The organism is Aromatoleum aromaticum EbN1 (assembly GCF_000025965.1).
GTDB classification, from domain to species: Bacteria; Pseudomonadota; Gammaproteobacteria; order Burkholderiales; family Rhodocyclaceae; genus Aromatoleum; species Aromatoleum aromaticum.
Window position 1 is genome coordinate 772,395 of record NC_006513.1, and the last position, 23,272, is coordinate 795,666.

The following is a 23,272-nucleotide window of genomic DNA, read 5'->3' on the forward strand; positions in this document are numbered from 1 at the left end:
TGCCGTGCGGCAGGGTCAGTTCGCCGGCGTCTCCGCTGCCTTGTTGAACAGGAATTGTCCGATCAGCTTTTCGAGCACCACCGCGGACTGCGTGATCTGCACGGCCTCCCCGCTTTTCAGCATCTCGACGTCGCCTCCCGGTTCGAGCCCGAGATATTGCTCGCCGAGCAGCCCCGAAGTCAGGATCGTCGCGATCGTGTCACGGGGGAATTGAAACCGGGTATCGACGACGAAAGTCACTTCGGCGCGGTAGCTGCCGGTATCGAAGCGGATGTCCGTGACGCGCCCGACGACGACTCCGGCGCTTTTCACCGGCGCCCTGACCTTCAGGCCGCCGATGTTGTCGAACTGCGCCTTGATGACGTAAGACTCGCTGAAATTGGCGCTCGCGAGATTACCGACTTTCAGCGAAAGGAACAGCAGTGCGGCCATGCCGATGACGACGAAGAAACCGACCCACAGGTCGAGCGTTGTACGGCTCATGACTGGCCCCTGAACATGAAGGAAGTAAGCACGAAGTCGAGCGCCAGGATCGCCAAAGCGGAACTGACGACGGTGCGGGTGATCGCCCGCGAGACGCCTTCGGCAGTGGGTGTGCAGTCGTAGCCTTCGAAGACCGCGATCAGCGACACCGCGGCACCGAACACCACGCTCTTGATCACGCCGTTGACGACATCGAAGCGAAAATCGACCGCCGCCTGCATCTGCGACCAGAAAGCGCCTTCATCGACGCCGATCAGCACGACCCCGATCAGCCAGCCGCCGAACACGCCCATCGCGGAAAAAAGCGCCGCGAGCAGTGGCATCGAGATCACGCCTCCCCAGAAGCGGGGCGCTACGACGCGGGCGATCGGATTGACGGCCATCATGTCCATCGCCTTGAGTTGCTCGGTCGCTTTCATCAGGCCGATCTCGGCCGTCACCGCCGAACCGGCGCGGCTCGCGAACAGCAGCGCGGCGACGACCGGCCCCAGTTCGCGCGTCAGCGACAGGGCCACGAGCACGCCGAGCGCATCGCCGGAGCCGAAACGCTGCAGCGTCTCGTAACCCTGCAGGCCGAGCACCATGCCGACGAAAAGCCCGGACACGACGATGATCAGCAGCGACAGCACGCCGCTGAAATAGACTTCGCGGATCGTCAGGTGCACGCGCAGCAGCGACTGCCCGGAATACAGCAGCAGCAAGCCGAAGAAGCGTGCCGCGAAACCGAGCCGCCACACCGCGTCGGTGACGGCGCCGCCGAGCCGGCGCACGAGAGCCAGCAATCCGTTCATGCCGCGCCCCGCCCCAGCAGGCTGTGCGCAAGGGGCTCGGCCGGATAATGGAACGGCACCGGGCCGTCGGCCTCGGCATGGATGAACTGCTGCACGAACGGATCGGTCGAGGCGCGGATCTCGTCGGGCGTGCCGTGCGCGACGATGCGTCCTTCCGAGATGAAATAGACGTAATCGACGATCTGCAGCGATTCGAGGATGTCGTGAGTGACCATGATCGTGCTCGCCCCGAGCGCATCATTGAGCCGGCGGATCAGCTGCCCGATGACGCCCAGCGAGATCGGATCGAGGCCGGCGAACGGCTCGTCGTACATGATCAGCATCGGATCGAGCGCAATCGCGCGCGCCAGCGCAACACGGCGCGCCATGCCGCCGGACAGTTCCGCAGGCTTCAGCGTCGCCGCACCCCGCAAGCCGACGGCATTGAGTTTCATCAGCACGAGGTCGCGAATCAGTTCGGGCTGCAGGTCGGTATGTTCGCGCAGCGGGAACGCGACGTTGTCGAACACCGACATGTCGGTGAAGAGCGCGCCGAACTGGAACAACATCCCCATGCGCCGGCGCAACGCATAGAGCTCGCGGGTCGACAAGCGCGCCAGGTCCTGGCCCGCGACGTTCACCGTCCCGCCGCTGGCCCGCAACTGCCCACCGACCAGGCGCAGCAAAGTCGTCTTGCCACAGCCGCTGCCGCCCATGATCGCCACCACCTTCCCGCGCGGGATGTCGAGATCGATGCCGCGCAGGATGACCCGCTCGCCGTATGCGAAGCGAACGTCCTGCAACTGCACGAGCGTGGCGGAAGAGTTGGATGACAAGCGAGGCAATCCGAAAAATCTTTGAAAACACAGACTAACGCATTAGGGACGAGCAGCACTTCACCAAGGTCAAGTGCTTCAGCCAATCGCCCGGCGTATTGGTCAAACAGCGAAGTTTAGCAGAGCGCGGACGGCCGCAGGGCTCCCGAGAGACGCTCAGGCCCCACCGAGCAGGCGGCGCTCGGCCTGTTCGAGATCGGCCTGAATGCCGATCAGGACGACGACATCACCTTCCTCCAGCTGCGTTTCAGGCCCCGGCGATAGCCCCCGGATGTTCCGTCGGCGCACTGCCGACACGCCGACGCCGATCTCGCCGAGCCCGATCGCACCGATCGTCATGCCCACTGCGCGGGCGCCACCCGGCAGCGTCACCGAGCGCAGGCGCGCCTGGTTCGCGTCGGGCCCGTCCGCCGCGTCGCTCGCGCCGTGAAAAAAGCCGCGCATCAGCGCATAGCGCTGGTTGCGAATGTCGCGGATGCGCCGCACGATGCGGTTGAGCGGCACGCCGATCAGCGCCAGCGCATGCGAGGCGAGGATGATGCTGCTTTCGAAAGCCTCCGGCACCACTTCGGTGGCACCGGCGTGCGACAGCCGCGCCATGTCCTTCTCGTCGCTCGCGCGCACGACGATCGGCAGGTCCGGCCGCAACAGGTGGGCGCGATGCATGACCCGCAGCGCCGCTTCGACTTCGCCGAACGAAATCACCAACGCGCTCGCCCGCATGATGCCCGCGGCCATCAATGTTTCGTGGCGCGCCGCATCGCCATACACGACGGTATCGCCAGCCGCGCCCGCTTCACGCACGCGCTCCGGATCGAGGTCGAGGGCCACGTAGCTGACGTTTTCCTGCTCCATGAAGCGCGCCATGTACTGCCCGCTGCGGCCGTAGCCGCAGACGATGATGTGCTTGCTAGTGTTCATCGTCTGCGCGGCGACACGCGTCAGCTCCATCGAGCGCTGCAGCCATTCGGAAGCGACGAAACGCAGCACCAGCCTGTCGCTCAGCTGCACGATCAGCGGCGCGACAAGCATCGACAACACCAGCGCGGCAACTGTGACCTGCAGCAGCGCCTCCGGTATCAGGCTGACGTCGTCGATGTGCGAGATCAGCACGAAGCCGAACTCGCCGCCGGCGCACAGCCACAGCGCAGTGCGCAGCGCAGTGCCGCTCGACGAACCGAAAGCTCGCGATGCCGCGAAGACGATCACCCCCTTGAATACCAGCAGCCCCACCAGCAGGCCCAGCACCGCCGCGAAGTTCGCCATGATCAGCCCGACGTCGAGGAACATCCCGACGGTGACGAAAAACAGGCCCAGCAGCACGTCGCGAAACGGCTTGATGTCCTCCTCGACCTGGTAGCGGTACTCGGTTTCCGAAATCAGCATGCCTGCCAGGAATGCCCCCAGCGCCAGCGACAATCCCACCGCGGCGGAAAGCCACGCCAGCCCCAGCGTGATCAGCAGCACGTTGAGCATGAACAGTTCGCCCGAGCGCCGCCGTGCGACGACGGTAAACCACCAGCGCATCACGCGCTGGCCGGCCACGAGCACCAGCGCGAGCAGCACCGCCGCCTTGAGCGCCGCGATGCCGAGCGTCCCGGCGAGTTCTCCGGCCGGTTGCGACAGCGCCGGGATGAGGATCAGCAGCGGCACGACGGCGATGTCCTGGAACAACAGCACACCGATCGTTTCCCTGCCGTGCGGCCGGTCCAGTTCGAGGCGGTCGGACAGCAGCTTCGAGAGGATTGCCGTCGACGACATCGCGAGCGTCGCGCCGAGCGCGAAGCTCGCCCCCCATTCGAGCCCGAAGATCGCTCCCGCCAGCATCGTGAACAGCAGCGATCCGAGCACCTGCGCCGCGCCGAGCCCGAACACGATGCGTTTCATCGCGAACAGCCGCGGCAGCGAAAACTCGAGCCCGATCGAGAACATCAGGAACACCACCCCAAACTCGGCCAAATGGCTCGCGCCGTCCGAAGCTTCGACCAGGTCGAGCGCATGTGGGCCGACTCCCGCACCGACGAGCAGGTATCCGAGCACCGGAGGCAGACTCAGGCTGCGAAAAACCGCGACCACGACGACGCAGGCCGCCAGGAGCAACAGGACCAGCTCGAGCGTGTTGTGCATGAATGAGGGTGATGGGTGGAATGTGCACGATGCGGGGGCCGCTTGGCCCGTCTGCTATACTTCGCAGCTTCGATTTGCACCGCCGGGCCTGCTGTTCGCCGCCGGTTTTCCGGCTGTCTCGTGCGTCAGAGTGTAACCGCTTCGAACCCTATGAACCCAGTCCCGCCCGCTCTCCCCGATGAAACCCGCTGCGTCGCCCTCGCCCGCCGCGTGCTGCACATCGAAGCCGCCGCCGTCGCGGCGCTGGCCGAACGTCTCGGCGCCGATTTCGAGCGTGCCGTGCAGCTGATCCTGCAGCGCCGCGGCCGCGTCATCGTCACGGGCATCGGGAAATCCGGCCACATCGCGCGCAAGCTCGCCGCGACGCTCGCGAGCACCGGCACGCCGGCCTATTTCGTGCATGCGGCGGAAGCGGCGCACGGCGACCTCGGCATGATCACCGCCGAAGACGTCGTCATCGCGCTGTCGAACTCCGGCGCGAGCGAGGAGTTGCTGACGATCGTGCCGCTCGTCAAGCGCCAGGGCGCGAAGCTGATCTCGATGACCGGCAAGCCGGATTCGCCGCTCGCGCGCGAAGCCGACGTCCATCTCGACGCCGCGGTCAGCGAGGAAGCCTGTCCGCTGAACCTCGCGCCGACCGCCAGCACCACCGCGGCGCTCGCGCTCGGCGACGCGCTGGCAGTCGCGCTGCTCGATGCGCGCGGCTTCGGTGCCGACGATTTTGCCCGCTCGCATCCGGGCGGCAGCCTCGGCAGGCGGCTGCTCACCCATGTCAGCGACGTGATGCGCGGCGCGGACCGCGTTCCACAGGTCCCGGAAACCGTCCCGATGACCTCGGCCCTGCTCGAAATGACGCGCGGCGGCATGGGCATGACCGCGGTCGTCGACGCCCGCGGGGCGCCGATCGGCATCTTCACCGACGGCGACCTGCGCCGGGCGCTCGAGCGCGGCTGCGACGCACGCACTGCGGCGCTTGCCGAAGTCATGACGCGCGCGCCGCGCAGCATCGATCCGGACGCGCTCGCCGTCGAAGCAGCCGAAATCATGGAACGGCTGCGCATCAGTCAGCTGCTCGTCGTCGACGCCGACGGCACGCTCGCAGGCGCGCTGACGACCCACGACCTGATGCTCGCGAAGGTGATCTGATGCCGGCCCACGAAAACGCCTCGCGCATCCGCCTGATGGGCTTCGACGTCGACGGCGTGATGACGGACGGGAGCCTCTATTTCACCCCCAACGGCGAAGAGCTGAAAGTCTTCTCCAGCCTCGACGGTCACGGACTGAAGATGCTGCAGAGCGCTGGCGTCGAAGTCGCGATCATCAGCGGGCGCAGCTCTCGCGCACTCGAACTGCGGGCGGCGAATCTCGGCATCGGCGAGCTGCACATGGGCGTCGAGGACAAGCGCGCCTGTCTCGACGCGCTGCTCGCGCGCCGGAGCCTCCCCGCCAGCGAAGCCGGCTACATGGGCGACGACGTCGTCGACCTGCCGATCCTGCGCGCATGCGGATTTTCGGCGACCCCGTCCGACGGCCACGAATTCGTCCGACGGCATGTCGGCTACGTCGCCAGCAAGCCTGGCGGACGCGGGGCGGTGCGTGAAGTGTGTGACTACCTGCTGGCCGCACAGGGCAGGCTCGAAGCGATGCTCTCGGCCTATCTCGTCTGAAGCCGGCAATGCGCCCGTCGATCCTGCAACTCTATCCGGTCGTTGCGCTCGTCGTGCTGGCCGGCGCCACTCTGTGGCTCGAGCGGATCACCCGCGACGATGACGGCGCGGTCCGCACCGAACAGCGACGCGCTCCGGACTTCATCGCCGAGCAGACCCGGCTGGTCAGCTTCGGCGCCGACGGGCAGCAACGCTACGAACTGCTCGCCGACCGGATCACGAATTACCCCCTGTCGGGCATCACCACGCTCGATCGTCCCCGGCTGCGCTACGACTCCGAAGGCCGTGAGTTGCGCATCACGGCACAGTCCGGCGAGATTCACGAAGGCGGCAGCGAAGTGCTCCTGAGCGGCGACGTGCGCGTACACCGCGCGGCAACCGTCGGCAGCCCGGCGATGAGTTTCGCTTCCGAGACCCTGAAAGTCTGGCCCGACGACGAGCGCGCCGAAACCAGCGACCCCGTCATCCTCACGCAAGGCAAGACGACTGCGCACGCCGGCGGGCTCAAGTCGGACAATATCTTCGGCACCCTCGACCTGCTCGACGGGGTCACCGTTCTCATGCCACGCACCTCGCGGACCCAACCATGAAGCATGTCCTTGCACTCGCCTTCCTCGCGCTCGGGCTCGTTGCCGCACTGCAGCCGCTGCCGGCGCTCGCGGAACTTGCCGACCGCGAAAAACCGGTCAACATCGAGGCGAACCGCCTGACCGTCGATGACCGCAACAAGGTGCACGTCTTCGAAGGCAATGTCGTCCTCACGCAGGGCTCTCTCGTCATCAAGGGCGATCGGCTCGTCGTGACGCAGGGCCCGGACGGTTTCCAGACGGGAGTGGCCACCGGCAGCGACAAACGGCCCGCGACGTTCCGCCAGAAACGCGAAGGCAGCAACGAATTCGTCGAAGGCGAGGCCGAACGGATCGAATACGACAGCCGGGCGGAGCGGGCGCGCCTTTTCAATCAGGCGCGCGTCGAATCCGGCGGCGACGAAGTGCGCGGGCATTACATCGAATACGATGCCCTGAGCGAGAAATACTTCGTCACGAACCAGCCGGGCACAAGCGCGGCAACGGCTGGCGACTCACGCGTGCGGGCCGTCATCCAGCCGAAAGGCTCGGCCGCGGAACCGGGCAGCGAAGCGCCGCAAAAGTCTCAATAACATTCCGGCAACACCCCCAGCAAAGCCTCAATCACCAGGAGATGAGACGCATGAGTTTCCAGAACATCCTCGTTGAAACGCGTGGCCGGGTCGGCCTGATCACCCTTAATCGCCCGAAGGCGATGAACGCGCTCAACGATCAGGTCGTCGATGAAATGTGGGAGGCGCTCGACCACTTCGAGGCCGACGAGGGAATCGGCGCCATCGTCATCACCGGCAGCGAGAAAGCTTTCGCCGCAGGCGCCGATATCGGCGCAATGGCGAACTTTTCGCATATGGACGCCTACAAGGGCGACTACATCACGCGCAATTGGGAACGCGTCAAGACCTGCCGCAAGCCGGTCATCGCAGCGGTCGCCGGCTTCGCGCTCGGCGGCGGGTGCGAACTGGCGATGATGTGCGACATGATCATCGCTGCCGACAACGCCAAGTTCGGCCAGCCCGAAATCAAGCTCGGCATCCTGCCCGGCTCGGGTGGCACGCAGCGCCTGCCCCGCGCGATCGGCAAGGCGAAAACGATGGACATGTGCCTCACCGCGCGGCTGATGGGGGCCGAGGAAGCAGAACGTTCGGGACTCGTTGCCCGGGTGGTGCCGGCCGACAAACTGCTCGACGAAGCGCTTGCGGTGGCCACCGAGGTCGCCAACTTCTCGCTGCCGGTCGTGATGATGATCAAGGAATCAGTCAATCGCGCCTTCGAAGGAAGCCTCAACGAAGGCCTTCTGTTCGAACGCCGCGTTTTCCATGCCGCGTTCGGCCTCGACGATCAGAAGGAAGGAATGGCTGCCTTCGTCGAGAAACGCAAGCCTGACTTCAAGCACCGCTGACCTTGCCGCGCCGCCACATCCCGTCGGCGGTGGATCACCCCTTCATCATTCCTAAGCCATTCTCACCGTGATGCTGCAATTGCAGCATCACGGTAATTTTCATACCTGTTTACCGTTAAAAAACCCCTCGCGTACCGCTCGAAACAACACTGGAAAACCGTGTCTTGCCGGGCTTTTCCCGTCTGGTTCGGACAGCATTGGCGGGTATTCCTTGAGTATTGTGCAGCGCACAAAAAAAACGCTTGACAAGGGCCTTGTCGTCCCTATAATCCAGACCATGTTGCGACGCACCAAACAGACTGAAAGAGTTGCGGAGCAAATCATTGAAACACCACCCTAGGAGATGAAAAAATGTTTGCTACCCCCGAGCAGTTCGCAGCGACCAACAAAGCCAACGTCGAAACCCTGCTGACCCTGGCGAACAACGTTTTCGCCAGCGCCGAGCGCTTCGCCGCCCTCAACCTGAACACTGCCCGTTCAATCCTCGAAGACAGCATCGCCAACTCGAAGGCCCTGCTCGGCGCGAAGGACGTGCAGGAACTGGTGAGCCTGCAGGCCGCGCTGGCCCAGCCCCTGGTCGAGAAGGCCGTCGCCTACAACCGCAGCGTCTACGAAATCGCGTCGCAGGGCCAGGAAGAAATTTCGAAGCTGGTCGAAACCCAGATCGCCGAAGTGAACAAGAACCTGTCGCTGGCGCTCGACAAGGCTGCGAAATCCGCTCCGGCCGGTTCCGACGTTGCCGTTGCTGCCGTCAAGTCCGCGATCGCTGCCGCAAACAGCGCCTACGACAGCGTCAGCAAGGCGGCCAAACAAGTCGCCGAGATCGCCGAAGCCAACGTCGCTGCCGCGACCAATGCCACAGTGAAGGCTGTCGGCGCCTCGGTGAAGACCGGCGTCAAGAAAGCAGCCTGATACGTTTCGACTCGCACCGCATCAAAAAGCCCCGCTTGCGGGGTTTTTTTTACTTCCGGGCAGGCCACGGGCCTGCGGAAGATCACCCCCGTCCGAATCAGGACGTGTGTGCCGTCGAGGCGCCGGACGCGGGCAGCAGCTCCGCTTTTTCCGCTTCGCCTGAATCCTCCTCCACGGACTCCTCGATCGACAGGCTGAACTCGCTGCCAATGCCCGACGACGGCTGCCCGCGGCCGGCCTTCAGCTTGATCTGCAGGCGCAACTCGTTCGCCGAGTCGGCATTCCGGATCGCCTCTTCGTAGCTGATGTGGTGCGCGTCATACAGGGCGAACAGCGCCTGATCGAACGTGCACATCCCCAGTTCGCGCGACTTCGCCATGATCTCCTTGATCGAATGGAACTGTCCCTTGAAGATCATTTCGGCGATCGTCGGGGTGTTCAGGAGGATTTCGATCGCGGCCTTGCGCCCGGCGCCGTCCTCGGTGCGGACGAGGCGCTGCGAGACGATCGCCCGCAGGTTCGACGAAAGGTCCATCAGGAGCTGGTTGCGGCGCTCTTCGGGGAAGAAGTTGATGATCCGGTCGAGCGTCTGATTCGAATTGTTCGCGTGCAGCGTCCCCAGACACAGGTGCCCGGTTTCGGCAAATGCAATGGCGTGCTCCATCGTCTCGCGATCGCGGATCTCGCCGATCAGGATCACGTCCGGCGCCTGGCGCAGCGTGTTCTTCAGCGCGTGCTCCCAAGAATGCGTATCGACGCCGACTTCACGGTGAGTGACGAGGCAGCCCTTGTTCTTGTGCACGTACTCGACCGGATCCTCGACGGTGATGATGTGGCCGGCCGAATTCGTGTTGCGGTGGTCGATCATCGCCGCCAGTGTCGTCGACTTGCCCGATCCCGTGCCGCCCACGACAAGCACCAGACCGCGCTTCGTCATGATGACGTCCTTGAGCACGCCGGGCAGGTCGAGCTTGTCGAGATTCGGAATTTCCGAGGCGATCGTCCGGATCACCATGCCGACCTGCTGTTGCTGGATGAACACGTTGACGCGGAAGCGGCACACGTCGGGCAGCGAGACGGCGAAATTGCACTCCATCTCGGCCTCGAATTCGCGCCGCTGGCGCTCGTTCATCAGGCTCAGCGCGAGCGACTTGGTCACTTCGGCAGCGAGCCGCTGCTGGCTCAGCGGTTTCATGCCGCCGTGCGACTTGATGCTCGGCGGGAAGTCGGCCGAGATGAAAAGGTCCGAGCCTCCCATCTGGTGCATCGCCTTCAGCAGCTTGTGCATGTAATTGCGTGCTTCTTCAGGGCCGAGCGCGGATGCCATGCTGCCTCCTTGGTTCGATGTGAGAGTTCCGGGTCCGGGTCGGAGAGTCGGCGGGGCTGCGGGGTGAATTCGTGCCGAACGGACCGCCCGGGTGCTGGCGGACGAGGGTCAGCTCTCGCCAGAGCCCCGGCGCTCTGCCGCGACGACGCCGCTGTCCGGCTGGTCGCCGCGTTTTGCGCCGGCTGCATAGTGATGCGGGAACAGCCGGTGCATCTCCGCCTCGATCCACAGCTGGGCTCGCGCATTGACTTCGTTCGCGTCGAGCCCTTCGGGTCCGAGCGCCGGCCCGATGCTGACGGTGATTTCGCCGGGGTATTTCAGGAACGCATTGCGACGCCAGAATTCGCCGGCGTTGTGGGCCACCGGCACCACCGGCACGCCCGCTTTTTGCGCCAGCCACGCTCCACCTGGCTTGTAGCGCCGCGTCGTGCCCGGCGCGACCCGCGTCCCCTCGGGGAACACGACGACCCAGAAGCCTTCCGCCAGGCGCGCCCGGCCCTGCTCGACGACTTGCGTCAGCGCGTCCTTGCCAGCCGCGCGGTCGATCGCGATTCCCGGAATCTGCGCGAGTCCCCAGCCGAAGAACGGCACTTTCAGGAGCTCGCGCTTGAGCACGAAACACAGCGGCGGGAAGATCACCTGCAGCGCCATCGTTTCCCATGCCGACTGATGCTTCGACAATATCACCGCCGGTCCGGAAGGGATGTTGTCGCTCCCGAGCACGCGGTAGCGGATGCCGAGCAGGTGCCGCACGAACCACATCACGAGCGGCGCCCACGAGGTGATGATGCGATGACGCATGTGCGGCGGAAGCGGAAACGTCAGCATTCCGAAGATCGCGTAAGGCGGCGTGACGATCGCGAGGACGATCGCAAACAACAGGGAGCGCAGGACGATCACGGTTTTCTTCAGGCGGTGAGGTCGGCGACGGCCGTGGCGAGATCGGGATAGATCAGCGTTCCTTCCGGCAGCGCAGGATCGTCGCGTGTCTTGAGTCCCTTGCCTGTCAGTACGAGGTAAGGCTTGCAGCCGACCTCCAGGCCCGCCTGCAGGTCGCGCAGGCTGTCACCGACCGAAGGCACGCCGGCCAGCGTGACGTTGAAGCGGTCGGCGATCTGCAGGAACAGGCCGGGCTTCGGCTTGCGGCAGTTGCACGTGGAGTCCGCCGCATGCGGGCAGAAGAAAATCGCATCGAGCCGGCCACCGACCTGCGCAAGGCTCCTGACCATTTTCTCGTTGATTGCGTTGAGCGTGTCCATGCCGAACAGTCCGCGGCCGATGCCCGACTGGTTCGATGCGATGACGACGCGCCAGCCCCACTGGTTCAGCCGCGCGATCGCTTCGAGCGAACCCGGAATCGGCTTCCACTCGTCGGGCGACTTGATGAACTGGTCCGAGTCGTAGTTGATGACGCCGTCGCGGTCGAGGATGATCAGTTTCATCGCAATCGGGCGCCTTTATGCGGACAGCCGCGACAGGTCCGCGACCTGGTTCATCAGGCCGGCGAGCTGGCGCAGCAGCGCGAGGCGGTTCCGGCGCGTGAGCGGCTCCTCGACCATCACCATGACGTCGTCGAAGAAGGTGTCGACTGCCGCCCGCAAGCCGGCGAGTGCGCACAGGGCATCGGTGTAGTCCTCGTTCGCGACGTGCGAATGCACCAGCGGCGCGACTTCGACGACGGCATGGAACAGCGCCTTCTCGGCCTGCTCCTGCAGCAGCGCGACGTCCGGCTCCGGCAGCTCGTCCTCGGCTTTTTTCAGGATATTGACGATCCGCTTGTTCGCCGCGGCAAGCGCCTCGGCTTCCGGCAGTCCGCGAAACACGCGCACCGCGTCGAGTTTTGCCGGAACGAGGTCGATGCGCGTCGGGTGCAGCGCGAGCACCGCATCGACCACGTCCACGGCGTGGCCCGCCTCGCGCAGCAGGTTCCTGAGCCGCTCGAACATGAAGTCCAGAAGCTGCGACTCGAAATCCGCAGCGGTCAGCAGACCCGGGGCGAAGCCTTCCGCGGCATCGCCGACCAGTGCCGCGAGGTCGAGCGGCAGCGGCGTCTCGATCAGGATGCGCAGCACGCCGAGCGCCGCGCGGCGCAGCCCGAACGGGTCCTTGTCGCCGGTCGGCAGCTGGCCGATGCCGAAGAAGCCGACCAGCGTATCGAGCTTGTCGGCGAGCGCGACCGCGCACGCGGTGTTGCCTGCGGGCAACGTATCGCCGGCGAAGCGCGGCTGGTAGTGCGACTGGACAGCGTCGGCGACGACTTCGCCTTCGCCGTCATTGAGCGCGTAATAGCGCCCCATGATGCCCTGCAGCTCCGGAAACTCCCCGACCATGTCGGTGACGAGATCCGCTTTGGCGAGACGCGCGGCGCGCGAGGCGGCAGCGACGTCGCCATGCAACCGGTCGGCGATTCGCCCGGCGAGGCGTTCGAGGCGTTCGACGCGCTCGAGCTGGCTGCCGAGCTTGTTGTGATAGACGACCGGCGCCAGCCGCGGCAGGCGACTGTCGAGCGTGTGCTTGCGGTCCTGCTCGAAGAAGAAGCGCGCATCCGACAGGCGCGGGCGCACGACGCGCTGGTTGCCGGCGACGATGTTCGACGGGTCGGCAAGGCGCATGTTCGAGACGATCAGGAAGCGGTTCAGAAGCTTGCCGGCAGCGTCGAACAACGGGAAGTACTTCTGGTTCGCGCGCATCGTCAGGATCAGGCATTCCTGCGGCACGGCAAGGAACTCGAGTTCGAACTCGCCGACATAGACCGTCGGGTGCTCGACGAGCGCCGCGACTTCGTCGAGGAGGTCCGCGTACTCGCCGAGGCTCGCGCCCTGCTCCTGAGCGGTCGCGACGAGCTGACGCTCGATGTTGGAGCGACGTTCCGCGAAGTCCGGGATCACCTTGCCTTCGGCGAGCAGCGTCGGTTCGTAAGCTTCTGCGGTCGCCAGCTCGATCTCGCCGCGGCTCATGAAGCGGTGGCCCATCGTCACGCGGCCGGCATCGAGGTCGAGCACGCGGCCCGGCACGACGCGCGCGCCGTGCAGCATCGCGAGCTTGTGCACCGGCCGGACGAACTGCGCGTCGCCCGCGCCCCAGCGCATCAGCTTCGGAATCGGCAGCGCCTTCACGGCCTCCTGGACGATTGCCGCCAGCACGTCGTCGAGCGCGGCACCCGGTTCGAGGTGCGTATAGAACAGTGCTTCGGCCTTGCCGTCGACGCGTCGCTCGAAGCTCGCGACGGCTTCCGGCGCAATGCCTTTCGCCTGGAGTTTCTTCAGCAGCGCCGGCGTCGGCCGGCCTTCGGCGTCGAGCGCGACCTGCACCGGCATGATCTTTTCGGTGACTTCACGCGACGGCGCGGCGGCGCGCACGGTCGGCACCGTGACTGCGAGCCGGCGGGGCGCAGCGAAGCAGCGGAACCCGCGGTCTTCGGCGACGAGATCGCGCGCCTTCAGGCCTTCGAAGACTTTCGCGGCAAACGTTTCGCCCAGACGCGGCAGCGCTTTCGGCGGCAGTTCCTCGGTCAGGAGTTCGACGAGCACAGTCGCGGTGGTCATCATGCCGCCTCCTGCGAAGGATTCTGATTCAGCATCGGAAAACCCAGACTCTCGCGGGATGCGGAATAGGCCTGCGCGACCGCGCGCGACAGGTTGCGGATGCGGCCGATGTACGCTGCGCGCTCGGTGACCGAGATCGCGCCGCGGGCGTCGAGCATGTTGAAGCTGTGCGCGGCCTTCAGCACCATCTCGTAGGCTGGCAGCGCAAGACCCGCTTCCATCAGGCGCTTCGCCTCTGCTTCGTAGTTGCCAAACAGTGAAAAGAAGAAGTCGACGTTCGAATGCTCGAAGTTGTACGTCGACTGCTCGACTTCGTTCTGATGAAAAACGTCGCCGTAAGTGACTTTCGAGCCGTCCGGATACACCGCCCAGACGAGGTCATAGACGTTCTCGACCCCTTGCAGGTACATCGCGAGCCGCTCGAGGCCATACGTGATCTCGCCGAGCACCGGCTTGCAGTCGAGGCCGCCGACCTGCTGGAAGTACGTGAACTGCGTGACTTCCATGCCGTCGAGCCACACTTCCCAGCCGAGACCCCACGCGCCGAGCGTCGGGTTCTCCCAGTCGTCTTCGACGAAGCGGATGTCGTGCGCGTTGGTGTCGATGCCGAGCGCGCGCAGCGAATCGAGGTACAGCTCCTGGATGTTCAGCGGCGACGGCTTCAGCACCACCTGGAACTGGTAGTAATGCTGCAGCCGGTTCGGGTTCTCACCGTAGCGGCCGTCCTTCGGCCGGCGCGACGGCTGCACGTACGCGGCGTTCCACGGCTCCGGGCCGATCGCGCGCAGAAAAGTCGCGGTGTGCGACGTGCCGGCGCCGACTTCGAGGTCGTACGGCTGCAGCAGCACGCAGCCGCGCTCGCCCCAATACTGCTGGAGCGTCAGGATGACTTGCTGGAACGTGGGTTTGTGCGGGGACATGGTCTCGGACGGCTGGAGAGGCGGCACGCGGGCCGCGCTGCGAACGCAAAGAAGCGGATTTTACTGGCATTCGCCGGCAGGAGCGACGTTTAGTCTTGCCCTTGCACGGGAATTGTTGCCGGGCAGCCTAACCGGACACCGTTTTCAGACTGCCGGCCGGTTGCCGCGGCGCCCCCGCAACGCCCACACCTGCCGCAACCAGCGCCAGCAGCATCGCGGCGCGGTCGCCCCACCGCGCATACGGCGTCAGCCCTGCGTAGCCCTGCACCGGGACGCGCAGGGCCCCTTGCGTGAACGGGGGCAGCACGTCCGAAACGCTGCCATCGGGCCGGACCACCGCGGTCATGCCGGTGTTCGTCGAGCGCAGCATCGGCCGACCGGTTTCGAGTGCCCGCATGCGGGCGATCTGCAGGTGCTGCGGCTGCGCGAACGAATCGCCATACCACGCGAGGTTCGAGATGTTCAGCATCAGCGTCGCCTCCGGCAGGCTGCGGATCAGCTCGCGGCCGAACAGGTCCTCGTAGCACACGTTGACGGCGACACGCTGCTCCCCGAGCCTCATCGGCGCCTGGTCCGGCGCACCGCGCGTCTGGTCGGACATGGGGATGTCGACAAGGTCGTAGAACCAGCCGAACAGTGGCGGCGAATATTCGCCGAACGGCACGAGGTGGCGCTTCGCGTAAGTCTGGCTCGGGGATGCGCCGATGCTCAGCGCAGCGTTGTAGATGCCACCCTGCGCATCGCGCAGAAAGACGCCGAGCACGAGATTGCCGCCGGCCGCCCGGACGTCGCGGGCGAGCTCGTCCAAATAGCCTTCCGGCAGGCGGTCGGCCAGCAGCGGCAGCGTCGTTTCGGGCAGCACGACGAGATCGGCCGCATGCTCGCGGGCGAGCCGGACGTTGGTCTGCAGCCAGTCGGCAAGACGTTCCGGGCGCCACTTCAACCCCTGCTCGATGTTCGTCTGGATCAGCGCGACTTCGACGGGCTCGCCGACGGGTCGGGTCCACGCGACCTGGGCGAGGCCGAAGCCCGCGACGCCGAGGCCGACGATCGCGAGCCCCGCCGCAGCCGCCCCACGCAGGCGCCGCCAAGGCGCCACGGCGGCGAGCGCGGCGGCAAAAGCGAGCAGTCCGCCCACGCCATACACGCCGATCAACGGAGCGAACCCGGCGAGCGGGCTCGGCGGCGTCTGCGAATAGCCGATCGCCAGCCACGGGAAGCCGGTGAACAGCCAGCCGCGCAGCACTTCGGCGCCAACCCACAGGCCCGCGAACAGCGCGGCCTGCCGGAAAGGGCCGCCGCGCCGCCAGCGCACGAACAGTCCCCCGACCAGCGCGGGAAAGAGCGCCAGATAGGCGCAGAACAGCGCGATCGCAAACCCGGCCAGCGGCATCGGCATGCCGCCGTAACGATGGAGCGCGACATAGAGCCACGACACGCCGGCGAGAAAGGCGCCGAACCCCCACGCGAATCCGACCACGAAACCGCCGCGAGCACGCGGCACCCGCTGCAGGGATCCCGCGAGCACCGCCAGGCTCGCGAAAGCCAGCGGGAAAATCCCGAACGGCGCAAACGCGAACACCGACGCGCCGCCTGCCAGCGCGGCGAGCATCACGATCCGGACCATCAGCACTCAGCCACCGCGCGTTTCGTGCGACGCACGCGCATCACGCCTGTCTTGCGTCCGCGACCGGCACCGCATGCTCGACGAGCAGCGTATATACCCGTCGACTGTCCGCACGCAGCACCTGGACTTTCACGTCTGCGAGGATCACGGTGTCGCCGCGCTGCGGCAACCGACCCAGCGCGCGGATCACCAGGCCGCCGATCGTGTCGACGTCGGCATCGCTGAAATTCGTCGCGAAAGCGGTGTTGAAGTCGGCGATCTCGGTCGTCGCCTTGACCCGGTAACGCCCGTCCTGCATGAGCCGGATGTTGTCGCCGGCCAAATCGCTGTCGTATTCGTCCTCGATTTCTCCGACGATCTGCTCGAGCACGTCCTCGATCGTCACGAGTCCCGCGACACCGCCGTACTCGTCGACGACGATCGCCATGTGGTTGCGGCTGACGCGAAAGTCGCGCAGCAGCACGTTGAGGCGCTTGGTCTCCGGCACGAACACCGCCGGTCGCAAGGCGTCGCGCAACTCGAATTCCTGCCCGACGAAATAACGCAGCAGGTCTTTCGCGAGAAAGATGCCGACGACGTCGTCCTTGCTTTCGCCGACGGTGGGAAAACGCGAATGGCCGGTCTCGATCACGAAGCTGGCGATCTTGTCCATCGCGTCGTCGACACCGATCACCTCCATCTGCGAGCGCGGGACCATCACGTCGCTGACCTGCAGGTCGGACATCTGCAGCGTGCCCTCGATGATCGACAGCGCGTCGGCATCGAGCAGGTTGCGCTCGAACGCCGAGTGCAGCAGCGCCATGAGTTCGCCACGGTCTTCGGGCTCGCGCGACAGCAGCGCCGAAAGCCGTTCAAGCAATGAAAGGGGTTTTCCGGGGAGACTGTCCATGGAGTCGGTATCGTCGAGAAGGCGCTCTCAGGCGTAAGGATGGCACGCCTCAGGCGTAAGGGTTCGGGTAGCCGAGCGTGGCGAGCACGCGGGTTTCGAGGGTTTCCATTTCCTCGGCCTCGTCGGGCGCTTCGTGGTCGAACCCCTGCAGGTGGAGCATGCCGTGCACGATCAGGTGCGCGAAATGGGCCTCGAGCGGCTTGCCCTGCTCGGCCGCTTCGCGCGCCACGACGGGAACGCACAGCACCAGGTCGCCGGCCAGCCGCTCGCTTTCGTCGTAGACGAACGTCAGCACGTTGGTCGCGTAATCCTTGCCGCGATAGTCCCGGTTGAGGCGTCGCCCTTCGGCTTCGCCGACAAGGCGGACGGTCATCTCGGCATCGCCACGCAACGCGGCGAGCGCCCAGCGCCGGATGAGCGCGCTCGTCGGCGAACGGGCGCGGTTCTCGGCCCCGATCGCCCGTTGCACCGTCAGCGCGAGGCGAGACGACGCAGTTTCGGTGTCCGCGCTCACGACTTGCGGGCGAGCGCAGCCTGAGCGTCGCGCGCGGTCTGGTTGTCGTACGCCTCGACGATGCGGGCGACCAGCGGGTGGCGCACGACGTCTTCTTTCTGGAACTCGGTGAAGGCGATGCCGCGCACCGTCGCGAGCACTTCGCGCGCCTCGAGCAGCCCGCTGCGGTTGCCGCGCGGCAAGTCGATCTGCGTGAGATCGCCGGTGACGACCGCCTTCGCGCCGATGCCGATGCGCGTCAGGAACATCTTCATCTGCTCGGGCGTCGTGTTCTGCGCTTCGTCGAGGATGATGAAGGCGTGATTGAGCGTGCGCCCGCGCATGAACGCGAGCGGCGCGATCTCGATGCTGCCGCGCTCGAAAAGCTTGGCGACGCGGTCGAAGCCCATCAGGTCGTACAGCGCATCGTAGAGCGGGCGCAGGTAGGGGTCGACTTTCTGCGCAAGGTCCCCGGGCAGGAAACCGAGGCGCTCGCCCGCCTCGACCGCAGGCCGTGTCAGGATGATGCGCTCGACCAGCTGGCGCTCGAACGCGTCCACCGCGCTCGCGACGGCGAGATAAGTCTTGCCGGTGCCGGCCGGGCCGATGCCGAAGGTGATGTCGTGCGCCTGGATGTTGCGCAGGTAGTCGATCTGACGCGGGGTGCGCCCGTGCAGCTCGGTCTTGCGCGTCAGGAGCGCCGGGGTCGGCTGGTCGGACTGGCGACGGTTCGCGAGCTCGATCAGGCCGAGCTGGATGTCGTCGACCGACAGGTGCTCGTCGGCCTGCTCGTAGAACTCGCCCAGCGCCTTCGCCGCGAGCTGCATCTGCGCGGGACTGCCCTGCAGCGTGAAACATTCACCGCGACGCGCGATCGTGACGTCGTACGCTGTTTCGATCTGGCGCAGGTTCTCGTCGAGCGCGCCACACAGGTTGGCAAGCCGCTCGTTGTCGACCGGCTCGAGGACCACTTCCGTCGGACGCCCCATTCAAGTCTCCGTTGTGACGATTTCGCCGCGCAGGCTGTGCGGTAGTGCGGCAGTGATCGTCAGGTCGACGAACTGGCCGATGAGGCGCGGATTGCCGACGAAATTGACGACACGGTTGTTGCCGGTGCGCGCCGCCAGTTCAGTGGCGTCCTTGCGCGACAGTCCTTCGACGAGCGCGCGCTCGACCCGTCCGACCATCGCCTGGCTGATCGCCTGCGCCTGCTGGTCGATGCGCTTTTGCAACCGCGCGAGCCAGCGCAGCTTGGTTTCCTGCGGCACCGGATCTGCGAGATCCGAGGCCGGCGTGCCGGGCCGCGGGCTATAGACGAAGCTGAACGACGCGTCGAAACCGACTTCGTCGATGAGCTTCATCGTCTTCTCGAAATCCTCTTCGGTTTCGCCGGGGAAGCCGACGATGAAGTCGGACGACAGCGACAGATCCGGGCGCGCCGCGCGCAGCTTCCTGACGACCGACTTGAATTCCAGCACCGAATAGCCGCGCTTCATCGCCGCGAGGATGCGGTCCGAACCCGACTGCACCGGCAGATGCAGGTGGCTGACGAGCTTCGGAATCTTCGCGTACGCGTCGAACACGCGCTGCGTCATCTCGCGCGGGTGCGACGTGGTGAACCGCAGGCGCTCAATGCCCGGGATCTCGGCGACGCATTCGAGCAGGAATGCGAAGTCGCCCTGCTCGCCGCCATCGCGCGTGATCTCGCCGCGCCACGCGTTGACGTTCTGCCCGAGCAGCGTGACTTCCCTGACGCCCTGCCCGGCGAGCCCCGCGACTTCGGCGAGCACGTCGTCGAGCGGCCGTGACACTTCCTCGCCACGTGTGTAGGGCACGACGCAAAACGTGCAGTACTTCGAACAGCCTTCCATGATCGACACGAAAGCGCTCGCGCCTTCGACGCGCGCCGGCGGCATGTTGTCGAACTTCTCGATCTCCGGGAACGAGATATCGACCTGCGACCGCCCGCTGTGGCGCCGTTCGGCGATCAGCTGCGGCAGGCGGTGCAGCGTCTGCGGGCCGAACACGACGTCGACGTACGGCGCACGCGCGACGATCGCATCGCCTTCCTGGCTCGCGACGCAACCGCCGACGCCGATGATCAGGTTCGGGTTCGACTGTTTCAGATGCTTGACGCGACCGAGATCGTGGAACACGCGCTCCTGCGCCTTCTCGCGCACCGAGCAGGTGTTGAAGAGGATTACGTCCGCCTCTTCCGGGTTGTCGGTCTTCACCAGCTCTTCGCTGGCGCCGAGCACGTCCGCCATTTTGTCGGAATCGTACTCGTTCATCTGGCACCCGAAGGTGCGGATGTAGAGTTTCTTCATCAACGCGTCTTGACGCCTCGTTTCTCAAACCTATATATTAGCAGGCTCGCGTGGTGATGTAGCTCAGACGGTTAGAGCGATGGATTCATAACCCATAGGTCGGCGGTTCGATTCCGCCCATCACCACCATTAAATTCAAGGGCTTGCAGCGATGCAGGCCCTTTTGCTTTTTGGTCGGGGTTACACCGGGGTTACGTTTCCCCCTAAACCCCCTCCTGGAAGCCTAAGCGTTTTCTCGTCGTGCCACCCCCTACGCCTGCCCCTTGCGCCGCATGGCGCGCAAGCTACCGGGGTCCTGCGCAGACCATCGCGCGTCACAGCGTGAAACTGTACGCCTATGACCGTGAATGGTGCGGGCGGTTTCCAGATCGTGGGAGGGCGGGTCAAATCTTCAGGCGTTCGGGATCGGAAACCGCCCGGTTATCGTCCTGCGCATAACCGCGAAATGCGTCGAATTTTTGACAGACTCGCCCGGCCCCTCCGATCTCCGCCAGCCGCAGGCTTTGCGTAGTCGTTTTTTCGGAGCGGTGAAAATTTGTGGAACCGTCCGGTCCTATGGCCGGAAGGGTCAGAGATTTGACCGGCCCCCGGCCTCGTGCGTTTGTCGCTCCAAGTGCGCAAGCATCTCCGCATGGGTCGCGCCATTGCCCTTCAGACGCGCCAGTTCCGCCGCCAAGCGGCTTTTGACGGCTTCGGCATGGCGCAAACCTTCGCGGTGCGCCAACCGGTTCAAAGCGCCTGTAACGGTTCGGGGAAAGTTCTGCATGGTATCTCCTACGCGCGAGCGGGTGCCCGCGCACGAATGGTTTTTCCGGGTTAGCGATTGCTCGGCACTTATCGGGCGGTTACCGCGCTCCAAGCGCCAGACTTTTGACCCGCCCCTGTCCTTTTTTTGGTTAGCCTTTGCGGGCAAGCTGGAACCTAGCGGTTGAGTAGATCGAACCGCCAGACTTCTGAACCGCCCCTCCCGATTTGAATCCTTTTTGAAAACCGGGATTTTTTCCGCGCGTGCGGAACCGAGCGGTTTCCGGGCCAGCGAGGTTCCAGGCTTTTGACCCACCCTCCCCTTGCCGGCAGCCGGTCGGCGCGGCTGGATAGGGGAGGTCAGGCCCAAGGCCACGCCTCGAACAGATCACAGTCCGCACCGCCATCCGCAGGCAGACGGTGCAGGGGGTGCCCCGGCCCGTAAGCGTTCGGTTGATCGGTGCGCAGTGCGCAGTAACCCGGTTCCGCGTGTCCGGGTCGTGCTCGGTGTCGGCAGCGCGTGCATAGCAGTACAACGGCTGGCGGATCAGGTTCAGCCTCCAGCGGTTCCTCCGCGACCGCTCGCGCGGCTTCACCCTGCCCGTTGTCGATTTGTGCCGTTACAGGCGTTACAGCCGTTACAGCCAGTAGCAGCGCGGATTCTGGCGTAACGTCAGGCGTAACGGCTGCCGTTACAGGCGTTACAGCCCCGCGCTCCAGCTTGGCGAGCAGCGCATCAAGAGACATGCTCGCCCCCCAGCGAGTCGGCGCGAACCTCGTACAGCTTCACGACGCGCCCGCCGATCCGTTCGGCTTTCGCTCGTTCGCCGCGCGCATTCGCCTTCGGAAGCACCCCCGCCTCTTCGAGCAGGTCAAGCGCGTGCTTGAAGTCGAACCCCTTCAGGGCTTCGCGCAGTCCGTCCGCATTGAAGAGATACAGCCGCCCGCCCGCATCGTCAGGCTTCCACCAGCCGGCCCGGTCGCGGACCATTACGCCGTCCGCCGTCCAGTCGGAAAAGCGGCTATCGCCATGCCGTTCGAGGAACCCGGCCAGCCGGTCGAGGATTTGCCGCCGCTCGTCGTTACCGCGCCCGCGCATCGCTCGCCACGCGCGAAACCCGGTTCCCGCCGCCTCGGTCGCCGCGCCTTCCGGCCATCCCGTGATGCCGTACTCGGTCGCCAGTTCGCCCGCCAGCGCGAGCAGCGCGAAGCGGCCCGCCGCGCGCTTGTCCTGCCCTTCGGTGTCGGGCGGATTGAAGGCAGGCAGTGCCTTGAACCGTTCGAGCAGCGCCGCGAAGTCCCGCCCGTCGTGCGTCAGCCGGTCGAGGAAGGCGCGCCCGGCCCGGCCATGATGTTGAGTCGCCGCCCGCTTGATCGCATCCGACAGCGCGGTGCCGGTCGCCATGCCGTGCAGATCATCGAAGCAGCCGAAGCGCCGCGCCGCCGGGAGGTCGAGCAGTCGAACCGCTTGGCCCGCCTTGGTGCGGTGCCCGCCCTCCGCCATCGTCGTGCCAATGGTGCGCTCGCCGGTCGAGATGATGAATGCGGCCCACCGCGTTACGGCTCGTGCCGCTCCGGTGCGGCTCGCCCGTTGCTTGCCGCGCCCGTTGCCCAAGCTGTAGACGATTGCGCCGACTTCGCGCGGATCGCATTCGCTGATTTCGTCCAGCGCCAGCAGGCAGTCATTGAACAGCGCCGCCGCGCCTTCCATGCCGTTCGCCGTCGCCCGCCAGCTTCGCCGGTAGCCCGGCCCGCCCCATACGGAACAGGCAGCTTCCAGAATCGTCGTCTTGCCGGTCGAGCTGTCGCCTACGAAATGCAGCCCGCCGCCCTCGGTGTTCGTGCGCTTGAGCAGCGGCCCGGCGAAGGCTGCCGCCAGCGCGAGCAGGAACAGCGGGTTGCCCACCGCCCGCGCAGCGATCTCGCTTCGCCAGCCGTCGAGCGTTCCCGCCTGCCCGTGTTCCTCGTGTCCGCGCTCGCCGCTCTGAAAGATCACGCTGCCCGCGTCCGGCCCGATCACCGCATCCGGCAGCACGAACACGTTGCCGCACCAGCCTACTTGCAGCGCGCAGCGAACCCGTTTTTTCGGTGCCCGCTCTTGCAGGTAACGCGCGAGGCTTTGCCGGGCGAACGGGTCGATTTCGAGTCCCATCGCCAGCAGCTCGCCGCGCAGGTCGGAGCCGTCGCCCCGAAGCAGCTCCATCGGCATGGCCCACGCCCGCCAGTGCCCCGCCGTGTTCTTGAAGCGCAGCAGCCGTCCGAAGTTGTTGCCGGTGCCGTCGAACGTTTGCGCCTCGATATGCAGCGGCCCGCACACCCAGGAATCGACCGGAACGGGCATTTCCTCTTTCTTCGGCTTGCTCATGCCGTGATGCCACACGCCCGGCCTCAGCTTGCGTCCGGTGTCGAGTAGCGTCCAGCCATCATGGACGCGGAAGCACGGGCGTTCCTCTTCGGGAACAGTCGGAATCGCCTCTTGTTGGCGGGCGTCGCCGTCCTGCTTCGCTACCCGGTCGAGCAGATCAGCCAAGGCTGTAACGTCCGTAACGTCTGGCGTTACGGCAGCCGTTACAGCGGAACCCGTGCCGTTGCTGGGATGTACGCCTGTAACGTCCGTAA

General features: G+C 65.7%; 22 protein-coding genes and 1 tRNA gene. 7 read left to right on the top strand and 16 right to left on the bottom strand.

What is annotated here, in order from left to right; translation table 11 throughout:
* Nucleotides 1-15: 15 nt before the first annotated feature.
* The 4 genes from mlaD to EBN1_RS03675 all read right to left on the bottom strand — a co-directional run bounded on the left by mlaD (nucleotide 16) and on the right by EBN1_RS03675 (nucleotide 4,216).
* The gene (gene mlaD, locus EBN1_RS03660; protein WP_011236559.1) at nucleotides 16-483 is read right to left on the bottom strand and encodes an outer membrane lipid asymmetry maintenance protein MlaD; all 468 of its coding nucleotides are present in this window, start codon (nucleotides 481-483) and stop codon (nucleotides 16-18) included.
* Nucleotides 480-1,274, bottom strand: a complete 795-nt coding sequence (mlaE, locus tag EBN1_RS03665; RefSeq protein WP_011236560.1) for a lipid asymmetry maintenance ABC transporter permease subunit MlaE — start codon at nucleotides 1,272-1,274, stop codon at nucleotides 480-482. The genes mlaD and mlaE overlap by 4 nt, the downstream gene beginning before the upstream one ends.
* A complete protein-coding gene (locus EBN1_RS03670) occupies nucleotides 1,271-2,098 on the bottom strand; it encodes an ABC transporter ATP-binding protein (RefSeq protein WP_011236561.1) in 828 nt (275 codons plus the stop codon). The genes mlaE and EBN1_RS03670 overlap by 4 nt, the downstream gene beginning before the upstream one ends.
* 147 nt (nucleotides 2,099-2,245) lie before the next feature.
* A complete protein-coding gene (locus EBN1_RS03675; protein WP_011236562.1) occupies nucleotides 2,246-4,216 on the bottom strand; it encodes a monovalent cation:proton antiporter family protein in 1,971 nt (656 codons plus the stop codon).
* Nucleotides 4,217-4,366: 150 nt separating this feature from the next.
* Here EBN1_RS03675 and EBN1_RS03680 point away from each other — a divergent pair, with 150 nt between their 5' ends.
* From EBN1_RS03680 to EBN1_RS03705, 6 genes are all read left to right on the top strand, one after another.
* The gene (locus EBN1_RS03680; RefSeq protein WP_041645680.1) at nucleotides 4,367-5,362 is read left to right on the top strand and encodes a KpsF/GutQ family sugar-phosphate isomerase; all 996 of its coding nucleotides are present in this window, start codon (nucleotides 4,367-4,369) and stop codon (nucleotides 5,360-5,362) included.
* Nucleotides 5,362-5,883 (top strand): KdsC family phosphatase, encoded by a 522-nt coding sequence (locus EBN1_RS03685; RefSeq protein WP_011236564.1) that lies wholly within the window; start codon nucleotides 5,362-5,364, stop codon nucleotides 5,881-5,883. Before EBN1_RS03680 ends, EBN1_RS03685 begins: the two co-directional genes overlap by 1 nt.
* A gap of 8 nt (nucleotides 5,884-5,891) precedes the next feature.
* The gene (lptC, locus tag EBN1_RS03690; protein WP_011236565.1) at nucleotides 5,892-6,473 is read left to right on the top strand and encodes an LPS export ABC transporter periplasmic protein LptC; all 582 of its coding nucleotides are present in this window, start codon (nucleotides 5,892-5,894) and stop codon (nucleotides 6,471-6,473) included.
* Nucleotides 6,470-7,042 carry a lipopolysaccharide transport periplasmic protein LptA gene (gene lptA / locus EBN1_RS03695; RefSeq protein WP_011236566.1) on the top strand — a complete coding sequence of 191 codons (573 nt, stop codon included), beginning with the start codon at nucleotides 6,470-6,472 and terminating at the stop codon, nucleotides 7,040-7,042. Before lptC ends, lptA begins: the two co-directional genes overlap by 4 nt.
* A 50-nt stretch (nucleotides 7,043-7,092) precedes the next feature.
* Nucleotides 7,093-7,869: an enoyl-CoA hydratase gene (locus tag EBN1_RS03700; protein ID WP_011236567.1), complete on the top strand. Its 777-nt coding sequence runs from the start codon at nucleotides 7,093-7,095 to the stop codon at nucleotides 7,867-7,869.
* 351 nt (nucleotides 7,870-8,220) lie between these two features.
* Complete coding sequence (locus EBN1_RS03705; protein WP_011236569.1) at nucleotides 8,221-8,781, top strand: phasin family protein; 561 nt, start codon at nucleotides 8,221-8,223, stop codon at nucleotides 8,779-8,781.
* Between the two features lie 97 nt (nucleotides 8,782-8,878).
* On the opposite strand, the gene EBN1_RS03710 is transcribed toward EBN1_RS03705, so the two are convergent.
* The 10 genes from EBN1_RS03710 to miaB all read right to left on the bottom strand — a co-directional run bounded on the left by EBN1_RS03710 (nucleotide 8,879) and on the right by miaB (nucleotide 19,909).
* Nucleotides 8,879-10,108: a PilT/PilU family type 4a pilus ATPase gene (locus EBN1_RS03710; RefSeq protein ID WP_011236570.1), complete on the bottom strand. Its 1,230-nt coding sequence runs from the start codon at nucleotides 10,106-10,108 to the stop codon at nucleotides 8,879-8,881.
* 108 nt (nucleotides 10,109-10,216) lie between these two features.
* Entirely contained in the window at nucleotides 10,217-11,008 is a 792-nt protein-coding gene (locus tag EBN1_RS03715) for a lysophospholipid acyltransferase family protein (protein WP_011236571.1), read from the bottom strand.
* An 8-nt stretch (nucleotides 11,009-11,016) separates the two neighbouring features.
* Nucleotides 11,017-11,550, bottom strand: a complete 534-nt coding sequence (gmhB, locus tag EBN1_RS03720) for a D-glycero-beta-D-manno-heptose 1,7-bisphosphate 7-phosphatase (protein ID WP_011236572.1) — start codon at nucleotides 11,548-11,550, stop codon at nucleotides 11,017-11,019.
* Nucleotides 11,551-11,565: 15 nt separating this feature from the next.
* Nucleotides 11,566-13,653 carry a glycine--tRNA ligase subunit beta gene (gene glyS, locus EBN1_RS03725; RefSeq protein WP_041646897.1) on the bottom strand — a complete coding sequence of 696 codons (2,088 nt, stop codon included), beginning with the start codon at nucleotides 13,651-13,653 and terminating at the stop codon, nucleotides 11,566-11,568.
* Nucleotides 13,653-14,573 (bottom strand): glycine--tRNA ligase subunit alpha, encoded by a 921-nt coding sequence (gene glyQ / locus EBN1_RS03730; RefSeq protein WP_041645683.1) that lies wholly within the window; start codon nucleotides 14,571-14,573, stop codon nucleotides 13,653-13,655. The genes glyS and glyQ overlap by 1 nt, the downstream gene beginning before the upstream one ends.
* A 127-nt stretch (nucleotides 14,574-14,700) precedes the next feature.
* Nucleotides 14,701-16,200: an apolipoprotein N-acyltransferase gene (lnt, locus tag EBN1_RS03735; protein WP_041645685.1), complete on the bottom strand. Its 1,500-nt coding sequence runs from the start codon at nucleotides 16,198-16,200 to the stop codon at nucleotides 14,701-14,703.
* A 40-nt stretch (nucleotides 16,201-16,240) separates the two neighbouring features.
* A complete protein-coding gene (locus EBN1_RS03740; protein WP_011236576.1) occupies nucleotides 16,241-17,089 on the bottom strand; it encodes an HlyC/CorC family transporter in 849 nt (282 codons plus the stop codon).
* A gap of 49 nt (nucleotides 17,090-17,138) precedes the next feature.
* On the bottom strand, nucleotides 17,139-17,603 hold the full coding sequence (gene ybeY, locus EBN1_RS03745) for an rRNA maturation RNase YbeY (protein WP_011236577.1): 465 nt from the start codon (nucleotides 17,601-17,603) through the stop codon (nucleotides 17,139-17,141).
* Nucleotides 17,600-18,571: a PhoH family protein gene (locus EBN1_RS03750; RefSeq protein WP_011236578.1), complete on the bottom strand. Its 972-nt coding sequence runs from the start codon at nucleotides 18,569-18,571 to the stop codon at nucleotides 17,600-17,602. The genes ybeY and EBN1_RS03750 overlap by 4 nt, the downstream gene beginning before the upstream one ends.
* Nucleotides 18,572-19,909: a tRNA (N6-isopentenyl adenosine(37)-C2)-methylthiotransferase MiaB gene (gene miaB, locus EBN1_RS03755; protein ID WP_011236579.1), complete on the bottom strand. Its 1,338-nt coding sequence runs from the start codon at nucleotides 19,907-19,909 to the stop codon at nucleotides 18,572-18,574.
* A 52-nt stretch (nucleotides 19,910-19,961) separates the two neighbouring features.
* Here miaB and EBN1_RS03760 point away from each other — a divergent pair.
* A tRNA-Met gene (locus tag EBN1_RS03760) sits at nucleotides 19,962-20,038 on the top strand.
* A gap of 439 nt (nucleotides 20,039-20,477) precedes the next feature.
* Here the strand turns inward: EBN1_RS03760 and EBN1_RS03765 are convergent.
* Together EBN1_RS03765 and EBN1_RS03770 are read right to left on the bottom strand one after the other, a co-directional pair.
* Nucleotides 20,478-20,675 carry a hypothetical protein gene (locus tag EBN1_RS03765; RefSeq protein WP_157866568.1) on the bottom strand — a complete coding sequence of 66 codons (198 nt, stop codon included), beginning with the start codon at nucleotides 20,673-20,675 and terminating at the stop codon, nucleotides 20,478-20,480.
* Between the two features lie 714 nt (nucleotides 20,676-21,389).
* Nucleotides 21,390-23,183 (bottom strand): DUF927 domain-containing protein, encoded by a 1,794-nt coding sequence (locus tag EBN1_RS03770; RefSeq protein ID WP_241762800.1) that lies wholly within the window; start codon nucleotides 23,181-23,183, stop codon nucleotides 21,390-21,392.
* Nucleotides 23,184-23,272: the final 89 nt, after the last annotated feature.

Excerpts from the sequence above, each read along its gene's own strand:
- EBN1_RS03710 (WP_011236570.1), bottom strand. The coding sequence starts at position 10,108 with ATGGCATCCGCGCTCGGCCCTGAAGAAGCACGCAATTACATGCACAAG.
- lptC (WP_011236565.1), top strand. The coding sequence starts at position 5,892 with ATGCGCCCGTCGATCCTGCAACTCTATCCGGTCGTTGCGCTCGTCGTG.
- glyQ (WP_041645683.1), bottom strand. The coding sequence starts at position 14,573 with ATGTCCCCGCACAAACCCACGTTCCAGCAAGTCATCCTGACGCTCCAG.
- EBN1_RS03700 (WP_011236567.1), top strand. The coding sequence starts at position 7,093 with ATGAGTTTCCAGAACATCCTCGTTGAAACGCGTGGCCGGGTCGGCCTG.
- mlaD (WP_011236559.1), bottom strand. The coding sequence starts at position 483 with ATGAGCCGTACAACGCTCGACCTGTGGGTCGGTTTCTTCGTCGTCATC.
- lnt (WP_041645685.1), bottom strand. The coding sequence starts at position 16,200 with ATGGTCCGGATCGTGATGCTCGCCGCGCTGGCAGGCGGCGCGTCGGTG.
- miaB (WP_011236579.1), bottom strand. The coding sequence starts at position 19,909 with ATGAAGAAACTCTACATCCGCACCTTCGGGTGCCAGATGAACGAGTAC.
- EBN1_RS03750 (WP_011236578.1), bottom strand. The coding sequence starts at position 18,571 with ATGGGGCGTCCGACGGAAGTGGTCCTCGAGCCGGTCGACAACGAGCGG.
- lptA (WP_011236566.1), top strand. The coding sequence starts at position 6,470 with ATGAAGCATGTCCTTGCACTCGCCTTCCTCGCGCTCGGGCTCGTTGCC.
- mlaE (WP_011236560.1), bottom strand. The coding sequence starts at position 1,274 with ATGAACGGATTGCTGGCTCTCGTGCGCCGGCTCGGCGGCGCCGTCACC.
- EBN1_RS03675 (WP_011236562.1), bottom strand. The coding sequence starts at position 4,216 with ATGCACAACACGCTCGAGCTGGTCCTGTTGCTCCTGGCGGCCTGCGTC.
- EBN1_RS03685 (WP_011236564.1), top strand. The coding sequence starts at position 5,362 with ATGCCGGCCCACGAAAACGCCTCGCGCATCCGCCTGATGGGCTTCGAC.
- EBN1_RS03765 (WP_157866568.1), bottom strand. The coding sequence starts at position 20,675 with ATGCAGAACTTTCCCCGAACCGTTACAGGCGCTTTGAACCGGTTGGCG.
- gmhB (WP_011236572.1), bottom strand. The coding sequence starts at position 11,550 with ATGAAACTGATCATCCTCGACCGCGACGGCGTCATCAACTACGACTCG.
- EBN1_RS03705 (WP_011236569.1), top strand. The coding sequence starts at position 8,221 with ATGTTTGCTACCCCCGAGCAGTTCGCAGCGACCAACAAAGCCAACGTC.
- glyS (WP_041646897.1), bottom strand. The coding sequence starts at position 13,653 with ATGACCACCGCGACTGTGCTCGTCGAACTCCTGACCGAGGAACTGCCG.
- EBN1_RS03740 (WP_011236576.1), bottom strand. The coding sequence starts at position 17,089 with ATGGACAGTCTCCCCGGAAAACCCCTTTCATTGCTTGAACGGCTTTCG.
- EBN1_RS03680 (WP_041645680.1), top strand. The coding sequence starts at position 4,367 with ATGAACCCAGTCCCGCCCGCTCTCCCCGATGAAACCCGCTGCGTCGCC.